This is a genomic window from Actinomadura harenae, assembly GCF_003696215.1.
Lineage (GTDB): Bacteria > Actinomycetota > Actinomycetes > Streptosporangiales > Streptosporangiaceae > Spirillospora > Spirillospora harenae.
Genome location: NZ_RFFG01000004.1, coordinates 112,678 through 129,686 on the forward strand (window position 1 = coordinate 112,678; position 17,009 = coordinate 129,686).

Here is a 17,009-nt window from a genome sequence, read left to right on the forward strand (position 1 = left end):
CGACGGTCTTCACCGCCCGGGCGCATCACCGTGCACACCACCGCCGGTGTCGGCGCCATCGCGCGCGAGGACTGGGACGCACTCGTGGGGCCCGACAACTTCTACAACAGCCACCGCTGGCTGCACGCCCTCGAACTCGCCCACGGCAGCGACACCGTCGTGACCACGACGACCGGGGACGGCGTCCTGCTGGGAGCGATGCCCACGTGGCCCGGCGAAGCCGGCGCCCCGGGCCTGTTCTGCCCGCCGGACCTGTTCCCGGGCCTGGCCGGCACCTGGCCCGGCGACTGGCTGTGGCTGGGCGCCAGGCGCTCGGTGTACAACGAACTCCTGTGCGTCCGCGGTCCGCTGCGTGATCGCGCGCTCGCCGCGCTTCTCCACGGCGCGCGGACGGTGGCCAGGTCCAGGGGCGCGGCCGGGGTGATCATGCCCTACCTGGCCGCGGCGGACGCCAGAGACCTGGCCCGGGCCCATCCCCGCGCCACGGTCCTGCTGCACGACGCGGACGCCACCATGGACCTGCCCGCGGGCGGGTTCGCGGAGCACCTCGCGGGGATGCCGCAGGGTGACCGTACCCGGCGCCGTGCGGAACTGCGCGCCTTCGAGCGGGCCGGTACGCGTGTCGAATGGCGGGCGCTGACCGGAGCAACGTCCCGGGTGGCGGCGGACCTGATCACCCAGAACCGCGCCCGCCACGGCGGTACCGCGGACCCCCGCTGGATGCGTCGCTCCTTCGCGGCCCAGCGCCGCTGCGGTGTCCTCGACCAGGCCGTCGGCCACTTCGGGATCCGCGACGGGCGGCCGGTGGCCGTCACCGTCTGCTACACCCACCATGACCGTCTTTACGCGCGCTACTACGGCTTCGACTACCGCAATGCCGAACCGGCCTGCGAGTACTTCGTCCTGGCCTACTGCGCCCCCTTGGACTATGCCGCCGTCCACAATCTGCACCGCTACCGGCTGGCGGTGTCGGCCTGGGACGTCAAGGCCCGCCGGGGCGCGACGCTCTCCCCGCTCGCCGCCGTCGTCCTCGCCCTGGGCCACGACGTGTGCAGCCCCCAGCGCGCCGCTGTCTTCAACCACGAAGTGGCCCGGCAGTGGCAGGGCCGGCTGGCAGGCCGGCCCCGTGCACTCGGCCGCGGGTGGGACGACTGGGCCGCTCAACCGCCTTCCGCATCCTGAACAGGAGGAACCCCCTGTGCTCTACCTCGTCTACCGCATCAGGCTCACCCCCGCCGCCGAGGCCGACCCGCGCGCGTTCTGGAACTGGGCGCAGGAACGCGAGAAGTGGTTCTACGAGGGCCTCGACACCGTCCTTGCCGCAAGGTGGACGGTGCGCACCGTCGGAGCGGGCGTCCACACGCTCGAGCACACCGTCACGTTCGCCGACGAAGCCGCCTGGGGCCGCTACCGCCGCCAGGTGGCCGAGCGAAGCCTCGACCCCGTCTGGGAGGAACGCCGCACGGAACAGGGGACCTGGTGGCAGATCCTCGACGCCGCCCTGCACAGCGACCCCCCGGTCGCCCTGGGCTTCGACCACACTCCCGGGGAGTGAGCATGGCCGAGAGCAAGGAACTTGCCGAACGCAGCCACCACCTGCTCGCCGACGCCCGTTTCATGACCCTGGCCACCATCGACGGCAACGAACCGTGGGCGTCGACCGTCAACTTCGTCGCCCTGCACCAGCCCCTCAGGCTCCTGTACTACTCCCTGCTCACCGCCCGCCACTCCCTCAACGTGGAGAACAACCCCCTCGTGTCCGGCTCGATCTACATGACCGGCCTTCCCGGGTTCGGCCTGGACGGGGCCCAGTTCACCGGACACTGCCATGCCGTGGGCTCCGACCAGCTGGCGGAAGCCCACCGCACCTACTACGAGCTCAACTTCCCCGACGAGGACACCCGGCGCGAATGGCTTCTGCCGCGGTCCGAGTTCCACGGCACGGGCCCGCGGAGGTTCTACGTGGTTCGGGTCCGCCACTGGTGGCTCCTGGACATCGACCGCTGGCTCACCGACAAACACGACCAGCGCATCGAGGTACCCGTCCAAGCCCTGCGCCTGCTGGAGAACCGTACAAGCGGCGCGTCCGGCAGGTCGTCCGGAGGGACGCCGTCGCGAGCGAAGCCCGAGTAGTGGCGCGCCTTCGTCAGGCTCGCGGTTCGTAGTCGGGGAGGTCGGGGAGGGCGCCTGCGGTGAGGGCGTTGGCGCGGGCGGTGAGGCCGGGGCGGTAGGTGTCGTGGGTGAGGATCAGGAAGCGCTGTGTCCGGACGGCGTCCACGACCTGGTCGGCGACCTGGGCCGGTGGGATGCCGCCTGCGACGGTGTCGGCGATGATCTGGTCGACGAACGCCTGGTCGCCGGTCGGTGCGCTGGGTGCGGGGCGGTTGCGGTCTGACTGGTGGATGCGGGTTGCCACGCCGCCGGGGCACAGTGCCGAGGCGCGCAGTTTCGAGCCGGTGATGACGAGTTCGTGGGCCAGGCATTCGGTCGCGGCGTAGGCGGCGAACTTCGAGACCGAGTACGGGCCGGAGAACGGTGAGGCGAACAGGCCCGCGACGGACGCGGTGTTCACGATGTGGCCCTCGTCGCCGCCTTCGATCATGCGGGGGACGAACGCCTGGATCCCGTGCAGCACGCCCCAGAGGTTGACCTGGAGCGCCCAGGCGAAGTCGCTCGCGGGGCGTGACCAGATCTGGCCGCCGCTGAACACCCCGGCGTTGTTGCACAGCAGGTGGACGGCTCCGAAGCGGTCGAAGGCGCGGTCGGCGAAGGTGTGCACGGCCTGCTCGTCGCCGACGTCCAGGACCTGCGCGAGGACCGGTGTGCCGCGTTCGGTGAGGTCGCGCCGGACGTCGTCCAGGGGCTCTTTCTCGATGTCGGCGATCGCGACGTTCATGCCTTCGGCGGCGAAGCGTTCGGCCAGGGCGCGGCCGATGCCGCTGCCCGCTCCGGTGACGACGGCGACGCGTCCTTCGAGACGTTCCATATGGGGCCTCCCGCCCGGTGCCGTTCCGCCTGGCGGAACGAACCTACCAATTGCTTGTTTGGGACGTTAGTTTAGATTGCAGTCTCACACCGGGAGGCCCAGGTGGGTTCGCTGGAAGGAACGTCCGCGCTGGTCACCGGGGGTGGCAGCGGGATCGGGCTGGCCTGCGCGCGGAGGCTGGCCGCCGACGGCGCGCTCGTCACGGTGTGCGGACGCACCGAGGCGAAGCTGAAGGAGACCGGGTTCCGCCACGTCGTCGCCGACGTCACCGACGAGGACGCGATCGCGCACGCGGTCGCGAAGGCCGGCGAGGACGCGCCGCTGAGGGCCGTGGTGCACAGCGCGGGCGGCTCGACGTCGATCGGCCCGATCCAGGGGCTCGACGCGGACGCCTGGCGACAGACGTTCGAGCTCAACGCGACCGGGACGATGCTGACGCTCAAGCACGCCGCCCGCCGGATGGCGCGCGCCGGCGGCGGGGCGTTCGTCGCGATCTCCTCCCTCGCCGCGTCCACCACGCACCGGTGGTTCGGGGCGTACGGGCCGTCCAAGGCGGCCGTCGACCACCTCGTCCGGGTCGCGGCGGACGAGCTGGGCGGCGTGGGCGTGCGGGTCAACGGCGTCCGGCCCGGGCTCGTCCGCACCGAACTGGTCGCGGGCGTCGCCGACCAGGGGCCGGTCCTGGAGGACTACCTCTCCTGCATGCCGATCTCCCGGATCGGGGAGCCCGAGGACGTCGCCGAGGCCGCGCGGTTCCTGGCCGGGCCCGAGTCGTCCTGGATCACCGGCCAGATGATCGACGTGGACGGCGGTCACCACCTGCGGCGCGGCCCCGACTACCACGCGATCCTCGAGCCGGTCTTCGGCGCCGGCGCGCTGCGGGGAGAGGCCCCATGAACGACCTGGTCATCAGGAACGCGCTCGTCGTCGACGGAACGGGCGCCCGGCCCCGGACGGCGGACGTCGCGGTCGAGAACGGAACGATCACCGAGGTCGGCCGCGACGTCGGACGGGCACGGCGGACGGTCGAGGCGGGCGGCGCGGCGCTGACGCCCGGATTCGTCGACGTCCACACGCACTACGACGGGCAGGCGACCTGGGATCCGGTCCTCGCGCCGTCCTCATGGCACGGCGTGACGACGGTCGTGACGGGCAACTGCGGCGTCGGGTTCGCGCCCGCCCGGCCGGACCGGCACTCCTGGCTGATCGGGCTGATGGAGGGCGTGGAGGACATCCCCGGCAGCGCGCTCGCCGAGGGCATCGCCTGGGAATGGGAGACGTTCCCCGAGTTCCTCGACGCGCTCGACCGCCGCACGTTCACGATGGACGTCGGCACGCAGGTGCCGCACGGGGCCGTCCGCGCGTACGTGATGGGCGAGCGCGGGGCGCGCAACGAGCCCGCGGACGCCGCCGACATCGCCGCGATGAAGGCGATCGTCAAGCAGGGCCTCGCGGCGGGCGCGCTCGGCTTCTCGACCTCGCGGACGCTGACGCACAAGGCGATCGACGGCGAGTACGTGCCGGGCACCTTCGCCGCCGAGGACGAGCTGTTCGGCATCGGCGAGGCGCTCCGCGAGCTGGGACGCGGCGTGTACGAGCTGGCCCCGGCGGGCGCGGCGGGCGAGGACGTCAACGCGCCCGTGCGGGAGATCGCCTGGATGCGGCGGCTCGCCAAGGCGATCGGGCGGCCCGTGTCGTTCGCGCTCCTCCAGATCGACGCGGTGCCGGACCTGTGGCGCGAGCTGCTGGAGCTGTCGGCGTCCGACGCCGCCGCGCCACTGTTCCCGCAGGTGGCGTCGCGTCCGTTCGGGATGCTGATCAGCCTGGACTCGCTGCACGCCTTCGGCGACCACCCGTCCTACGTCGAGATGGCGCTGCTGCCCCGCGCCGAGCGGGTCGCGCGGATGCGGGACCCCGGGGTCAAGGCCCGGATCCTCGCCGAGCGGCCCGACCCGGAGGACGTCCTCGCGGCGATGGTCCGGGGCTTCCCCGAGCGGCTGTTCCCCCTGGCCGACCGCGCCCCCGACTACGAGCCGCACCCCGACACCTCGGTGGCGGCGCGGGCGGCGGCGTCCGGGCGCGATCCGATGGAGCTGCTCTACGACGAGCTGCTGGCGGACGAGGGCCGCAACGTCCTGCTGATGCCGCTGCTCAACTACTCCAACTTCGACCTGGACGCGCAGCGCGAGATGCTCACGCACCCGCGCGCGGTGCTCGGCCTGGGCGACGGAGGCGCGCACTGCGGTTTCATCTGCGACGCGTCCCTTCCCACGACGATGCTCGCGCACTGGGCGCGGGACCGGAAACGCGGCGAGAAGCTGCCCGTCGAGCATGTCGTGAAGATGATGACCCGCGACACCGCCCGGCTCTACGGGCTGTCCGACCGCGGGGCCATCGCGCCCGGCATGCGCGCCGACCTCAACCTCGTCGACCTGGAGAACGTCGCGCTGCGGCGTCCCGAGATGCGGCACGACCTGCCCGCCGGCGGGCGGCGCTTCGTCCAGCGCGCCGACGGCTACCTCGCCACGTTCGTGAACGGCGTCCAGACCTTCGCGGGCGGCGAGCACACCGGCGAACTCCCCGGACGGCTCGTCCGAGGGGGCCGGTCGTGAACGCGGCGATCGACCTGCTCGACGGCGAGATGTACGCGACCGACCCCTGGTCGGTCTACCGGTGGCTGCGCGCCGAGGCCCCGGTCTACCACGACGAGGCGAACGGGCTGTGGGGCGTGTCCCGGCACGCCGACATCTTCGCCGTCGAACGGAACCCGAGGCTGTGGCGGAGCTCGGGCGGGTACCGGCCGCAGCTGCCGTCCGACCCGTCCATGATCGGGCAGGACGACCCGGAGCACGCGCGCCGCCGCCGGATGGTCTACGACCGGTTCACGCCGCGCGGCGTGTCACGGTACGCGGAGCGGATCCGGGCGACGGCCGTGGACTGCATCGAGAACGCGCTCGACCAGGGCACGACCGACGCCGTGGAGACGCTGGCCGCGCCGCTCCCCGCCCGCGTGATCGGATGGCTCCTCGGGTTCCCGGAGGAGGCGTGGCCGAAGCTCGCGCACTGGTCCGCGACCGCCGTGTACGCGGGCGGCGGACGGCGGTACGTCACGCACGAGGCGACGGTGGCCGTCGGGGAGTTCGCCCTGGCCGTCCTGGAAATGGCCGGGGACCGGCGCGAACACCCGACCTCGGACCTGCTCACGATCTGGGCGAACGCCGACGGCGACCTGCCGCGCTACGACGACGAGCATCTCGCGCACGAGGCGCTGCTCCTGCTCGTCGGCGGAGCCGAGACGACCCGGACGGTCATCGCCACCGCGATCGACGCGCTGATCCGGCACCCGGACCAGTGGCGGCTCCTGCGCGACGATCCCACCCTGATCCCGGGAGCGGTCGAGGAGTTCGTCCGCTGGACGACGCCGCTCCTCAACATGTGCCGGACGGCCGACCGGGACGCCGAGATCGCGGGGGTGACCGTCCCGGCCGGGGAGCAGGTGCTGCTCATGTACGGGTCGGCGAACCGGGACGAGGAGGTGTTCGACCGTCCGGACGTGCTGGACGTGACGCGCGCGCCCGGCGACCACATCGCGTTCGGGCTCGGCCCGCACTTCTGCCTCGGCGCGTCCCTGGCCCGGCTCGAGCTGCGGATCTTCTTCGAGGAGTTCGTCGCGCGGGTGGGGGCGGCCGAGTGGGCCGACTCCGAGGGGCCGCGCATCCTCCGGAACGCCTTCGTGCGCGGCGTCACCGGCTTCCCGATCACCCTCCGGAGGCCCTGAAGGGGCCGTCCACGAACGCCATGTCGGATTACCGCCGGCATCGGCGTCCGGCTCGGGTGATCATCGGGCGCGGCGCGGCCTCGGGCCGGCCATCGGCGCCGGCACCACGGCGCCCTCCGTCCCTGACGCCGTCCCCGAGGGATCCGACATGCCTCAGCCCTTCCCCGCGGCGGAGCCGCTCTTCGACGTCCCCGCGGCGGGCGGCGCACCGCCCCGCGTCCCGGACGACGCCCTGCTGCCCGCGCTCGGCTCGCTGGACTGGGACGGGCTGTACGGGCGGCTGAACGACGAAGGGGTGGCCCTCACGCCTCCGCTGCTGTCCCGCGCGCAGTGCGAGGAGATCATCGCGACCTTCGACGACCCCGGACTCTTCCGCTCCACCGTGGTGATGCAGCGTCACGGTTTCGGGCGCGGAACCTACAAGTACTACGCGGACCCCGCCGCCGTCCCGCTGATTCGGACGCTGCGCGAACGGCTCTACCCGCCACTGGCCTGGATGGCGAACCGGTGGGCGGCGCAGCTGGGCGAACGCGCCTTCCCCGGATCGCTGTCCGAACTGGTCGCCGAATGCGCGGACAACGGGCAGCGGCGCCCCACCCCGCTGATCCTGCGCTACGGACCGGGTGACTACGCCTGCCTCCACCAGGACGTCTACGGCGACATCGTCTTCCCCCTCCAGATCGCCGTCATGCTCGACCAGCCCGGCGAGGACTTCACCGGCGGCGAGAACGTCTTCGTCGAGCAGCGCCCCCGCTCGCAGTCCCGGGCCATCGTGATGAGGCCGCGGCTCGGCCAGGGCATGATCTTCCCCGTCCGGCACCGGCCGTTCCGCGGAGAGCACGGCTACCGCCGCCACGCCATGCGGCACGGGACCAACGCGGTCGAGACCGGACGCCGCAACACCCTCGGCCTGATCTTCCACAACGCCCGCTGACCGGTGCCGCGCCCCCTCAACGTGATGTCCGAAAACCGCCAGCCATCCGGGCTGGAACGGCCCAGGCTGGAAGACGGAACACGACGAAGGAGGAACGATCATGACCGTCTGCACGACGCTCGGCACCCCGCTCGGAGAGCTGCTCCTGGTCGGCGAGCCGGCCGGGGACGGCGTCACGCTGACCTCGCTGTCCATGCCCGGCCAGAAGAACGCCCCGGACGTCTCGTCCGTCCAGCGCCGCGATCCGCGGCCGTTCGCCGAGGTCGCCCGGCAGCTGGAGGCCTACTTCGCGGGTGAGCTGGCCACGTTCGACCTCGCGTTCACCTGCGAGGGGACCGAGTTCCAGCGGCAGGTCTGGGCGGCGCTGGACGACATTCCCTACGGCACGACCGTCAGCTACGGCGCGGTCGCCGCGCGGATCGGCGCCTCGGCCTCCGCGGTGCGGGCCGTCGCCACCGCGATCGGCGCCAACCCGCTCCTGGTCGTCCGGCCCTGCCACCGCGTCATCCGGTCGAACGGGGAACTGAGCGGCTACGCCGGAGGCCCGGAGCGCAAGCAGCGGCTCCTGGACCTGGAGAACTCCCACCGGTCCGCCTGAACCCGCGAGGAACAGCACCATGAAGGACACCGTCACCCCGGCCGAGCGGGTCGGACGCCAGGACTGGAAGGCCCTGGCGTCCGAGCTCGGCGAGTTCGGCCACGCGCTCACCGGGCCGCTGCTCACCCCCGCCGAGTGCCGGGGGATCGCCGACCTGTACGGCCAGGAGGAGCACTTCCGCACCACCGTCGACATGGCCCGGCACCGCTTCGGCTCCGGCCAGTACCGCTACTTCACCCACGACCTGCCCGAGACGGTCGCCGAACTGCGGGCGGCGTTCTACCCGAGGCTGCTGCCCGTGGCCCGCGACTGGGCCGGCAGGCTCGGCCGTCCGGCGCCCTGGCCGGACGACCTTGCGACGTGGGTGGAGATGTGCCATGCGGCGGGGCAGGGCAGATCGGCCCAGATCCTGCTGCGCTACGGCCCCGGCGACTGGAACGCCCTGCACCGCGACGTGTTCGGCGAGATGCTCTTCCCGCTCCAGGTCGTCATCGGCCTCGACGCCCCCGGCACGGACTTCACCGGCGGCGAGTTCATCATGACCGAGCAGCGTCCCCGCGCGCAGTCGCGAGGGTCGTCCACCACCCTTCCCCAGGGCCACGGGCTGATCTTCACCACGCGGGACCGGCCGGTGCCCTCGAAGCGGGGCTGGTCGAACGGGCCGATGCGGCACGGGGTGAGCACCGTCCGCACCGGACGGCGGCGCACGCTCGGACTCGTCTTCCACGACGCGGCATGACCGGGACGCCGACACGGCCCCAGGAACGGACCTACACCCTCCTCGGGCCGGACGCCCGCCCCTACTCCAGCCCGGCACCCGGCACGCTGGGCGGGAACCGCCGCGGGCTCCTCTACGGACGCCTCGACTGCCCGTCCGCGCTCCGGGCCATCGCCCGGGGGCACTACGTGAGGCACCGGGTGTTCTTCGCCGACGAGGCCACCGCGATGGCCGCCGGGTACCGGCCTTGCGCCGTCTGCCTGCCCGCCCGGTACACCCAATGGAAAGCGACCCGAGGAGGCGCCGCCACATCATGATCACCGTCGTTCGCCGGAGGCCGCCCGGCTCACCCCTGCTCTGGCCGGTCCACCGCCTCGACCCGGCCCCGCCCGCTCCGCACACCGACGCGGAACTCGCCGCGCTCATCTCCCTGCTGACATGCCGGGACGCCAGGACCAGGATCCTCGCCGTCGGTCACAGCCGGGACGAGCCGTCCCGCGAGGCCGCCCATGCCCTCGCCGACGCGTGGACGGCACGCGGCGGCAGGGTCCTCACCGTCGTCAGCTGGCCGGAGGAGGCCGCGTCCTGGCTGCGGGCCGCCACCCGGCTGACCACGCCACGGCCCGACGCGTGGGTGATGGCCGCGGCCCCGCTCGGCTTCGCGCAACTCGCGCGGCGCCTGCGCCACTCCACCGACTGGGACCCCGCCCGCACCTTCGCGTTCGCCTCCCTCCAGGACCCCCGGCTCCCCGGCCTCGCCGGACCAGGCGTCCTGGACGGCCTCCGCGGAGCCACTCCCGAAGGCGGCACCTGGGACGTCGACGGCGACCACCTGAGCGCCCACGACCCTGAAGCCCGCACGGGGACCTACTCGGCGCCGCGGTAGGTGTACAGGTCGTCCAGGAACTTGCGCCGCATCGGGGGGACCTTGTCGACGGCCTTGAAGTAGGCCCGCGCGCCCGCGAGGACGGCGCGTCCCACCACCGGCTTGTGCAGCGGGTCGTCGCCGGAGGTGCCGTTCTGGGCCAGCGAGTCCTTCACGCGGGCGAAGCCGTAGGGGATCATCTCGGCCTCGTACTCGCCGATCGCGCCGAGCAGGTCACGGGAGCCGTCCTGGACCGAGGTCAGCGCCCGGGTGAGCAGCATCGCGTCGCGCAGCGAGGTGTTGGCCCCCACGCCCTGGCCGGGCGTCATGGTGTGGATCGCGTCGCCCAGCAACGTGACGTTGGTGGTCTTCCACGCCGGGACCGGCTCGGAGGTGGCGATGCGCAGCGGGAACGGCGTGGTCGGGTCGGCCATGGAGAACAGCCTGCGGAAGTCCGGGTGCCATTTCGGGGTGAGCTTCAGGGTCAGGTCGATCAGGTCCTGGCCGCGGAGGTCGAGCACGTCCTTGGGGAACTTGTCGTCCGCCGCCCAGATGCCCCAGGAGATGTAGTCGCGGGTGTTGTCGAACAGCATCCCTGGCCAGGCCCGCAGCAGCTCCGCGTCGTTGCCCGCGGCACTGTCCTTGATCCCGCCGCGCTCGTCCCAGCCGAACTCCATCACGTGCCAGATGCACATGAAGCCCTTGGGGGCGAAGACCAGTGACAGGCCCTGCTGCGACTCCCGGGGGAGCAGCGCCAGCGTCTCGCGGTTCAAGGGCACCTTGGCGCCGATCGTGGTGATCCCGGCGGGCTTGAGCGTGGCGTCCGGGAGGTACTGCCTGCGCACGGCCGAGTGCGCGCCGTCGGCCGCCACCAGGACGTCACCGGTGGCCGTGCCGCCGTCCGCGAAGTGGGCGACCATCGTGCCGTCCTCGCGCTGCTCGTAGTGGGTGAGCTCCTTGTCGAAGTGGACGACGTCCTCCAGCCCGGTCAGCAGGAGTTGCCGCAGCGTCTGCCGTGAGACCGAACGCTCGGAGTTGATCTCGTCGGCGTCACCGCGCAGCGGGATGGCGGCGGTGCGCTTCTTCTTCTCCGTCAGCACGTTGAAGTAGAGCGGCGTACGCGCGCAGGTGGCCAGGAAGGTGTCGAAGAGTTTCGGCGGCAGGCACTCCTTGAGCGCCCGGTTGCCGGCCGGGTCGATGCCGACCCGGTAGCCGTACAGGCCGTCGGTGCGGCTGCGCTGCCTCTCGTGGACCGCGACGGACACACCGGCCTTCCGAAGGCCGTGAGCGAGCGTGAGCCCGCCGAACCCGGCCCCGATGACCAGGACGTGCGGACGGTTGTCGGACATGAGGCGTCTCCAGTTCGGTCACGGCGGGCCCCGGAGGGGAGGGGAGGTTTGATTGGCAGACTATCTAGTCACTAGATTCTCTAGTAATCTACGAGGAGACCGTAGAAGTGGATCGCTAGAATGTCAAGAGATCTCGGGAGGAGCCGACGTGACCGTGCCGCAGGAGGCGGGGGCGACCGATGCCCGCGAGCAGTTGATCGAGGAGTTCGGGCAGGTCATGCAGGAGTTCCAGCGGTCCACCGACACGCTGGACCAGCGCGTCGCCGACCGGCTGGGGCTCAACCGCACCGACCTGCGCTGCCTGGAGCTGCTCTTCGGCCCCGCCCCGATGAGCCCGGGGGAGCTGGCCGCCGCGGCCGGGCTGACGACCGGCGGCGTGACGACCGCCATCGACCGGCTGGAGCGCTCCGGCTATGCGACCCGGGTACGGGACACCGCCGACCGGCGGCGCGTGACCGTCCAGCCCACCGAGAAGAGCTACGCGATGGTCGCCGAGATCTTCGCGCCGATCGCCCAGGAGGGCGCCGTCTACCTCCGCGAGCTGGACGCGGCCGACCTGACCCGGATGATCGACTTCCTGCGCTTCGCCACCCGCCGGCACCACGACCACGCCGAACGCCTCGCCCGAGGCTAGGGCTTGGCCGGGACGACGAAACGGGCCGGTGACGGTGGTCGGTCCGGACGAGTTCAGGCGGCGGCCGGCTGGCTACGGTGGGGCGGATGATGAGGGTTGATGTGCTTGAGAGGCGGTTGCGGGAGCGGCTGCCGGGGCTGGCGGAGGAACACGGGGTGCCGGGGGTGGCCGTGGCCATCGGCACCGGCGGGGAGATGGTCGAAGAGGCGGCCGGGGTCCTGAGCACCGCCACCGGCGTGGGGGCGACGGTCGACTCGGTGTTCCAGATCGGGTCCGTCACCAAGGTTCTGACCGCGACCCTCGTGATGCAACTGGCCGGGGAAGACGCGATCGACCTCGACGCCCCGGTGGGGACCTACCTTCCCGGGTTCCGGACGGGGTTTCCGGAGGTCACCGTCCGGCAGCTGATGTCCCACACGGCGGGGTTCGAAGGGGACATCTTCACTGACACGGGCAAGGGTGACGACTGCCTGGCCCTGTACGTGGACCTGCTGGCGGAGGTCCCGCAGCTCTTCGAGCCCGGCGAGATGTTCTCCTACAACAACGCCGGTTACAGCGTGCTGGGACGGATCGTCGAGGTCGTGCGGGGCAAGCCGTTCGACGCGTGCATGAGGGATCACCTGTTCACGCCGTTCGGCATGACGCACGCGGCGAACGACCCGTACGAGGCGATCCTGCACCGGGCGGCGGTGGGGCATCTCGGGGGCATGCCGAGCCCGGTGTGGGCGATGGCCCGGTCGAACGCCCCCGCGGGGTCGATGCTCGCCATGACGCCGAGGGACCTGGTGGCCTTCGCCAGGGCGCACCTCGCCGACCCGAGCCTGCACGCCATGCGGGAACCGCAGGTCACACTGCCGGACATCGGATGGGGGACGGCCTGGGGCCTGGGCTGGGAGCTCTATGACCTGCCGGGCGGGCCCGTCTTCGGCCACGACGGGAACACGATCGGGCAGTCGGCGATCCTGCGCGTGGATCCCGCGCGCGACGTGGTCCTCGCGATCCTCACCAACGGCGGGAACCCCAAACCGCTGATGAAGGAGATCAGCGGGTGGGTGCTGGAGCTGCCGGACGAGCCGGTCCCCGACCCGGCGGCCCGCGTGAACGCGACGCGCCATACCGGCACCTACGTGTCGGACACGAGCGCGACCACGGTCAGCGAGGACGACACCGGACGGCTGTGGCTCGACCGGGTCCCGCTGGGGATCGCGGCGGAGGTCGGGGACGAGCCGTTCCGGACGGAACTCGTCGCATGGCGGGGCGACGCGCTGCTCCCCGTCGCGCCCGGGCACGGGCCCGTCGCGTTCCTGGGGGACGACGGCGAAGGAAAGGCCCTCTACCTGCACACAGGCCGCGCGGACATCCGGGCGGACGCCCGTGCGGACGTGCGGGCGGATGTTGGTGCGGACGGACGAAACCGGGGCTGAACATTCGCCGGACCGGACGAACACCGGTCGTGGTACGGCCCCCAATATCGTCGAATGGATTCGCAGAAGAATCTGATCGTCCGCGGCCTGTCCGTGGAGATCAGGCGTGGTGACAGGCTTGTCCGCCCTGTCGCGGACGTCACCCTCGAGCTGGGGCGCGGGGAGACCCTCGGGATCGTGGGGGAGACCGGGTCCGGCAAGTCCATGACCGGCCTCGCGATCATGGGCATGCTGCCGGCCGGCGGGCGGGTGACCGGCGGCTCGATCGAGCTCGGCGGCCGGGACCTGCTCGCGATGGACCCCCGGCGGTACCGGGGCGGCGAGGTCGCGATGATCTTCCAGGACTCGCTGACCTCGCTGAATCCGACCAAGAAGATCGTCGAACAGGTCGCCGAGCCCGTCCGGCTGCACCGCGGCGGGTCCCGGCGGGACGCGCGGGACCGGGCCCGGGAGATGCTGGCGCGGGTCGGCGTCCAGCGGGACGGCTACCCGCACCAGCTCTCCGGCGGGCAGCGCCAGCGGGTGATGATCGCGATGGCGCTGGTCTGCGAGCCCGAGGTCGTCATCGCCGACGAGCCCACCACCGCCCTCGACGTCACGATCCAGGCCGAGATCCTGGACCTGCTCGACGGGCTGCGGGCGCAGCGCGGCATGTCGATGATCCTCATCACGCACGACATGGGCGTGATCGCGCAGCGGGCGGACCGCGTCGGCGTGATGTACGCCGGGCGGGTGGCCGAGTCCGCGCCCACGGCGGACATCTTCGACCGGACGCGGCACCGGTACACGCGGGCCCTGCTGGCGTCGATCCCGACGCTCGCGCAGGACAAGGACGAGGAGCTGTTCAGCATCCCGGGCGCCCCGCCCGACCTGGCGCGCCCCGAACCCGGCTGCCCGTTCGCGCCGCGCTGCGACGCGGCGACCGACGAGTGCCGCGAGGAGCTGCCGCCCTTCAACGGGACGTACGCCTGCTGGCACCCGGTCGACGGCCCCGTCACGTCCGCGGGCCGCGAGCGGTTCCAGCCGGGCGAGACGAGCGAGAGCGGCGAGACGCTGCTGCGCGTCGTCGACCTCGTCCGCGAGCACCCGACCGGACGCCGGACCGTCAAGGCGGTCTCCGGCATCAGCTTCGAGGTGGCGGCGGGGGAGACGTTCGGCCTGGTCGGCGAGTCGGGCTGCGGCAAGTCGAGCCTCGGCCGCCTGCTCGTCGGCCTCGACCGGCCGGACGGCGGCGAGGTCGTCTTCGCGGGTGAGCGGATCACCCGCCCGCGCCGGGCCGTCCAGATGATGTTCCAGGACTCCGGTGCGGCCCTCGACCCGAGGATGCGGATCGGGCGGATCCTCCGCGAACCCCTGGCGATCCACGGCATCGGCGACCGGGAGGAGCGGGTGCGCGGGCTGCTCGACGACGTCGGCCTGCCCGAGAGCGTCCTCGACCGGTACCCGTACGAGCTGTCCGGCGGCCAGCGCCAGCGCGTCGGCCTGGCCCGCGCGCTCGCCCTGGACCCGCGGGTGCTGGTCGCCGACGAGCCGGTCAGCGCCCTGGACGTCTCCATCCGCTCCCAGGTCCTCAACCTGATGCGCCGGGTCCAGGCCGAACGCGGGCTGAGCGGCGTCGTCATCTCGCACGATCTCGCGGTCGTGCGGTACCTCGCCGACCGGGTCGGCGTCATGTACCTCGGCAAGCTCGTCGAGACCGGCACGACGGACGAGGTGTTCGGGGCCGCGGCGCACCCCTACACCGCGGGCCTGCTGGCCGCCGTCCCGGAGGGCGAGCGGACGGGAACGCCGGTGCGCGGCGAGCCGCCCAGCCCCGTCGACCCGCCCAGCGGCTGCCGGTTCCGCACCCGGTGCGCCCTGGCCACCGAGGAGTGCGCCACGACCGAGCCCCCGATGACGCCGGTCACCGGCACTCACCGGGTGGCCTGCCACTATCCGTTGCGAGAGGGCCGGAATGGCTAAGTATGTTCTCCACCGCCTGGTGGTCTCCGCTCTCGTCATGCTCGGGATCTCCGCGGTCGTCTACTTCATGCTGCACCTGGTCTCGGACAGTCCGGGCCGGGTCGTGCTCGGCCAGCGGGTGTCGCCCGAGGCGGTGGCGGCGTTCAACCACGAGCACGGCTTCGACCGGCCCGTGGTCGTGCAGTACCTCGACTACCTGAAGCAGCTGCTCCAGGGGGACCTCGGCCGGTCCTACAAGTTGAACGAGAACGTCTCCACGCTGATCGCGCAGAACGCCGGGCGGAGCGCGATGCTGTCGCTGGCCGGGCTCGTCCTGGCGCTGGCCGTCGCGGTCCCGCTCGGGATCCTCCAGGCCGTCCGGCGCAACGGCCTGCTCGACCGGGCGGCCACGGCCGTGTCCTACATGCTGTACGCGACGCCGTCGTTCCTGCTCGGACTCGTCCTGATCGCGGTGTTCAGCCAGCAGGTGGGCCTCTTCCCGGCCGAGGCGTCCCAGTCGCACTCGCCCTGGGCGGTCTTCACCGATCCGCGGGCCATGACCCTGCCGGTGATCACGCTGGCCGCGGGGAGCGTCGCCGTCTTCGCGCAGCACCAGCGCTCCTCGGCGCTGGACCAGCTCGGCCAGGACTACATCCGCGTCGCGCGGGCCAAGGGCCTGCGGGAACGGCAGATCCTGACCCGCCACCTGCTCCGGAACGCCTGCATGCCGCTGATCACGCTGGTCGGGACGCTGGTCCCGACGCTGCTCGCCGGGAACGTCATCGTCGAGTCGCTCTTCAACTACCCGGGCCTCGGCCTGCTCTTCCTGAACAGCCTGCAACGCGAGGACTATCCCCTGCTCCTCGCCTACACCCTCATGGGCGGCCTCCTGACCGTCGTCGGCAACTTCCTCGCCGACGTCCTGGTCGCCGCCGCCGATCGCCGAATCGAGGTGGGGAAATGAGGCGGCATCCGCTCGCGCTCGCCGGTGGCCTGCTCCTGCTGCTGGTCGTGGGGTTCTGCGTCCTCGGCCCGCTGCTGCATCCGACGAACCAGACCGACGTCGACCTCGTCGACGCGGCGCTGCCCCCCGGCGGCGACCATCCTCTCGGCACCGACACCAACGGCTTCGACGTGCTCGGACGGCTGATGACCGGCGGCCGGGTGTCGCTGGAGATCAGCCTGCTGGCCGCGCTCGTCGCGACCACGATCGGCACGCTCTACGGCGCGGTCGCCGGGCTCGCCGGGGGAGTGGTGGACGGGTTCATGATGCGGCTGGTCGACGTGATGCTGTCGATCCCGTTCCTGTTCTTCGTGCTGATCCTCTCCGCCCGGTTCCACGCCGACGCGCTGTCGCTGAGCCTGGTCATCGGCGGTTTCTCCTGGCTGCTGTCGGCGCGGCTGGTCCGCGGGGAGGTGCTGACGCTGCGGGTCCGGGAGTTCGTCCTGGCGGCCAAGGTCATGGGCGCCTCGCGGCGGCGGGTCATCCTCACCCACCTGATCCCCAACGCGCTCGGCGTGATCATCGTGACCGTCACCTTCCAGGTGGCCGACGCGATCATCGTCGTGTCCGCGCTCGGCTTCCTCGGCTTCGGCCTGACCTATCCCACGGCGGACTGGGGCAGCCAGCTCGCCAGCGGCGTCACCTACATCTCCGCCGACTACTGGTGGCTGATCTACCCGGTCGGCGCCTGCATCATCCTCACGGTCCTCGCCCTCAACCTGCTCGCCGACGCCCTCCGGGACGCGATCGGGCGCCCCACCTCAGCAAGGAGCTAGCAG

At 72.1% G+C, this 17,009-nt stretch carries 18 protein-coding genes; 16 read left to right on the forward strand and 2 right to left on the reverse strand.

Annotated elements, in window-relative coordinates:
* Positions 1–30: 30 nt before the first annotated feature.
* Genes EBO15_RS03570 through EBO15_RS03580 form a run of 3 tightly spaced genes read left to right on the forward strand, consistent with a single transcriptional unit; the run spans position 31 to position 2,133 of the window.
* The gene (locus tag EBO15_RS03570; RefSeq protein WP_158628123.1) at positions 31–1,182 is read left to right on the forward strand and encodes a peptidogalycan biosysnthesis protein; all 1,152 of its coding nucleotides are present in this window, start codon (positions 31–33) and stop codon (positions 1,180–1,182) included.
* Between the two features lie 16 nt (positions 1,183–1,198).
* Positions 1,199–1,555: a hypothetical protein gene (locus EBO15_RS03575; protein WP_122192842.1), complete on the forward strand. Its 357-nt coding sequence runs from the start codon at positions 1,199–1,201 to the stop codon at positions 1,553–1,555.
* A 2-nt stretch (positions 1,556–1,557) separates the two neighbouring features.
* A complete protein-coding gene (locus EBO15_RS03580; RefSeq protein ID WP_122192843.1) occupies positions 1,558–2,133 on the forward strand; it encodes a pyridoxamine 5'-phosphate oxidase family protein in 576 nt (191 codons plus the stop codon).
* 13 nt (positions 2,134–2,146) lie between these two features.
* Here the strand turns inward: EBO15_RS03580 and EBO15_RS03585 are convergent, their stop codons facing one another.
* On the reverse strand, positions 2,147–2,986 hold the full coding sequence (locus tag EBO15_RS03585) for an SDR family NAD(P)-dependent oxidoreductase (protein ID WP_122192844.1): 840 nt from the start codon (positions 2,984–2,986) through the stop codon (positions 2,147–2,149).
* A gap of 102 nt (positions 2,987–3,088) precedes the next feature.
* Between EBO15_RS03585 and EBO15_RS03590 the strand changes: the two genes are divergently transcribed.
* The 8 genes from EBO15_RS03590 (at position 3,089) to EBO15_RS03625 (ending at position 9,900) form a co-directional block, all read left to right on the forward strand.
* Entirely contained in the window at positions 3,089–3,883 is a 795-nt protein-coding gene (locus EBO15_RS03590; RefSeq protein WP_122192845.1) for an SDR family oxidoreductase, read from the forward strand.
* Positions 3,880–5,598, forward strand: coding sequence for an N-acyl-D-amino-acid deacylase family protein (locus EBO15_RS03595; protein WP_122192846.1), 1,719 nt, complete (start codon positions 3,880–3,882; stop codon positions 5,596–5,598). Before EBO15_RS03590 ends, EBO15_RS03595 begins: the two co-directional genes overlap by 4 nt.
* The gene (locus EBO15_RS03600) at positions 5,595–6,764 is read left to right on the forward strand and encodes a cytochrome P450 (protein WP_122192847.1); all 1,170 of its coding nucleotides are present in this window, start codon (positions 5,595–5,597) and stop codon (positions 6,762–6,764) included. The genes EBO15_RS03595 and EBO15_RS03600 overlap by 4 nt, the downstream gene beginning before the upstream one ends.
* A gap of 148 nt (positions 6,765–6,912) precedes the next feature.
* Positions 6,913–7,698 (forward strand): 2OG-Fe(II) oxygenase, encoded by a 786-nt coding sequence (locus EBO15_RS03605; RefSeq protein WP_122192848.1) that lies wholly within the window; start codon positions 6,913–6,915, stop codon positions 7,696–7,698.
* A gap of 100 nt (positions 7,699–7,798) precedes the next feature.
* Entirely contained in the window at positions 7,799–8,296 is a 498-nt protein-coding gene (locus EBO15_RS47010; RefSeq protein ID WP_122192849.1) for a methylated-DNA--[protein]-cysteine S-methyltransferase, read from the forward strand.
* A 19-nt stretch (positions 8,297–8,315) separates the two neighbouring features.
* Positions 8,316–9,035 (forward strand): 2OG-Fe(II) oxygenase, encoded by a 720-nt coding sequence (locus tag EBO15_RS03615; protein ID WP_122192850.1) that lies wholly within the window; start codon positions 8,316–8,318, stop codon positions 9,033–9,035.
* Positions 9,032–9,331, forward strand: a complete 300-nt coding sequence (locus EBO15_RS03620) for an Ada metal-binding domain-containing protein (protein ID WP_122192851.1) — start codon at positions 9,032–9,034, stop codon at positions 9,329–9,331. Before EBO15_RS03615 ends, EBO15_RS03620 begins: the two co-directional genes overlap by 4 nt.
* Positions 9,328–9,900 carry a type 1 periplasmic-binding domain-containing protein gene (locus EBO15_RS03625; RefSeq protein ID WP_199744308.1) on the forward strand — a complete coding sequence of 191 codons (573 nt, stop codon included), beginning with the start codon at positions 9,328–9,330 and terminating at the stop codon, positions 9,898–9,900. The genes EBO15_RS03620 and EBO15_RS03625 overlap by 4 nt, the downstream gene beginning before the upstream one ends.
* On the opposite strand, the gene EBO15_RS03630 is transcribed toward EBO15_RS03625, so the two are convergent.
* On the reverse strand, positions 9,882–11,228 hold the full coding sequence (locus EBO15_RS03630) for an FAD-dependent oxidoreductase (protein WP_122192853.1): 1,347 nt from the start codon (positions 11,226–11,228) through the stop codon (positions 9,882–9,884). The genes EBO15_RS03625 and EBO15_RS03630 overlap by 19 nt on opposite strands.
* A 148-nt stretch (positions 11,229–11,376) precedes the next feature.
* On the opposite strand from EBO15_RS03630, the gene EBO15_RS03635 reads away from it, so the two are divergent.
* The 5 genes from EBO15_RS03635 to EBO15_RS03655 all read left to right on the forward strand — a co-directional run bounded on the left by EBO15_RS03635 (position 11,377) and on the right by EBO15_RS03655 (position 17,006).
* Complete coding sequence (locus EBO15_RS03635) at positions 11,377–11,862, forward strand: MarR family winged helix-turn-helix transcriptional regulator (RefSeq protein ID WP_122192854.1); 486 nt, start codon at positions 11,377–11,379, stop codon at positions 11,860–11,862.
* A gap of 86 nt (positions 11,863–11,948) precedes the next feature.
* Positions 11,949–13,286, forward strand: a complete 1,338-nt coding sequence (locus tag EBO15_RS03640; protein ID WP_122192913.1) for a serine hydrolase domain-containing protein — start codon at positions 11,949–11,951, stop codon at positions 13,284–13,286.
* Positions 13,287–13,340: 54 nt separating this feature from the next.
* Positions 13,341–15,248 (forward strand): dipeptide ABC transporter ATP-binding protein, encoded by a 1,908-nt coding sequence (locus EBO15_RS03645; protein WP_122192855.1) that lies wholly within the window; start codon positions 13,341–13,343, stop codon positions 15,246–15,248.
* On the forward strand, positions 15,241–16,191 hold the full coding sequence (locus tag EBO15_RS03650; protein ID WP_122192856.1) for an ABC transporter permease: 951 nt from the start codon (positions 15,241–15,243) through the stop codon (positions 16,189–16,191). The genes EBO15_RS03645 and EBO15_RS03650 overlap by 8 nt, the downstream gene beginning before the upstream one ends.
* Positions 16,188–17,006, forward strand: a complete 819-nt coding sequence (locus tag EBO15_RS03655) for an ABC transporter permease (protein WP_122192857.1) — start codon at positions 16,188–16,190, stop codon at positions 17,004–17,006. The genes EBO15_RS03650 and EBO15_RS03655 overlap by 4 nt, the downstream gene beginning before the upstream one ends.
* The last annotated feature ends 3 nt before the right edge of the window (positions 17,007–17,009 follow it).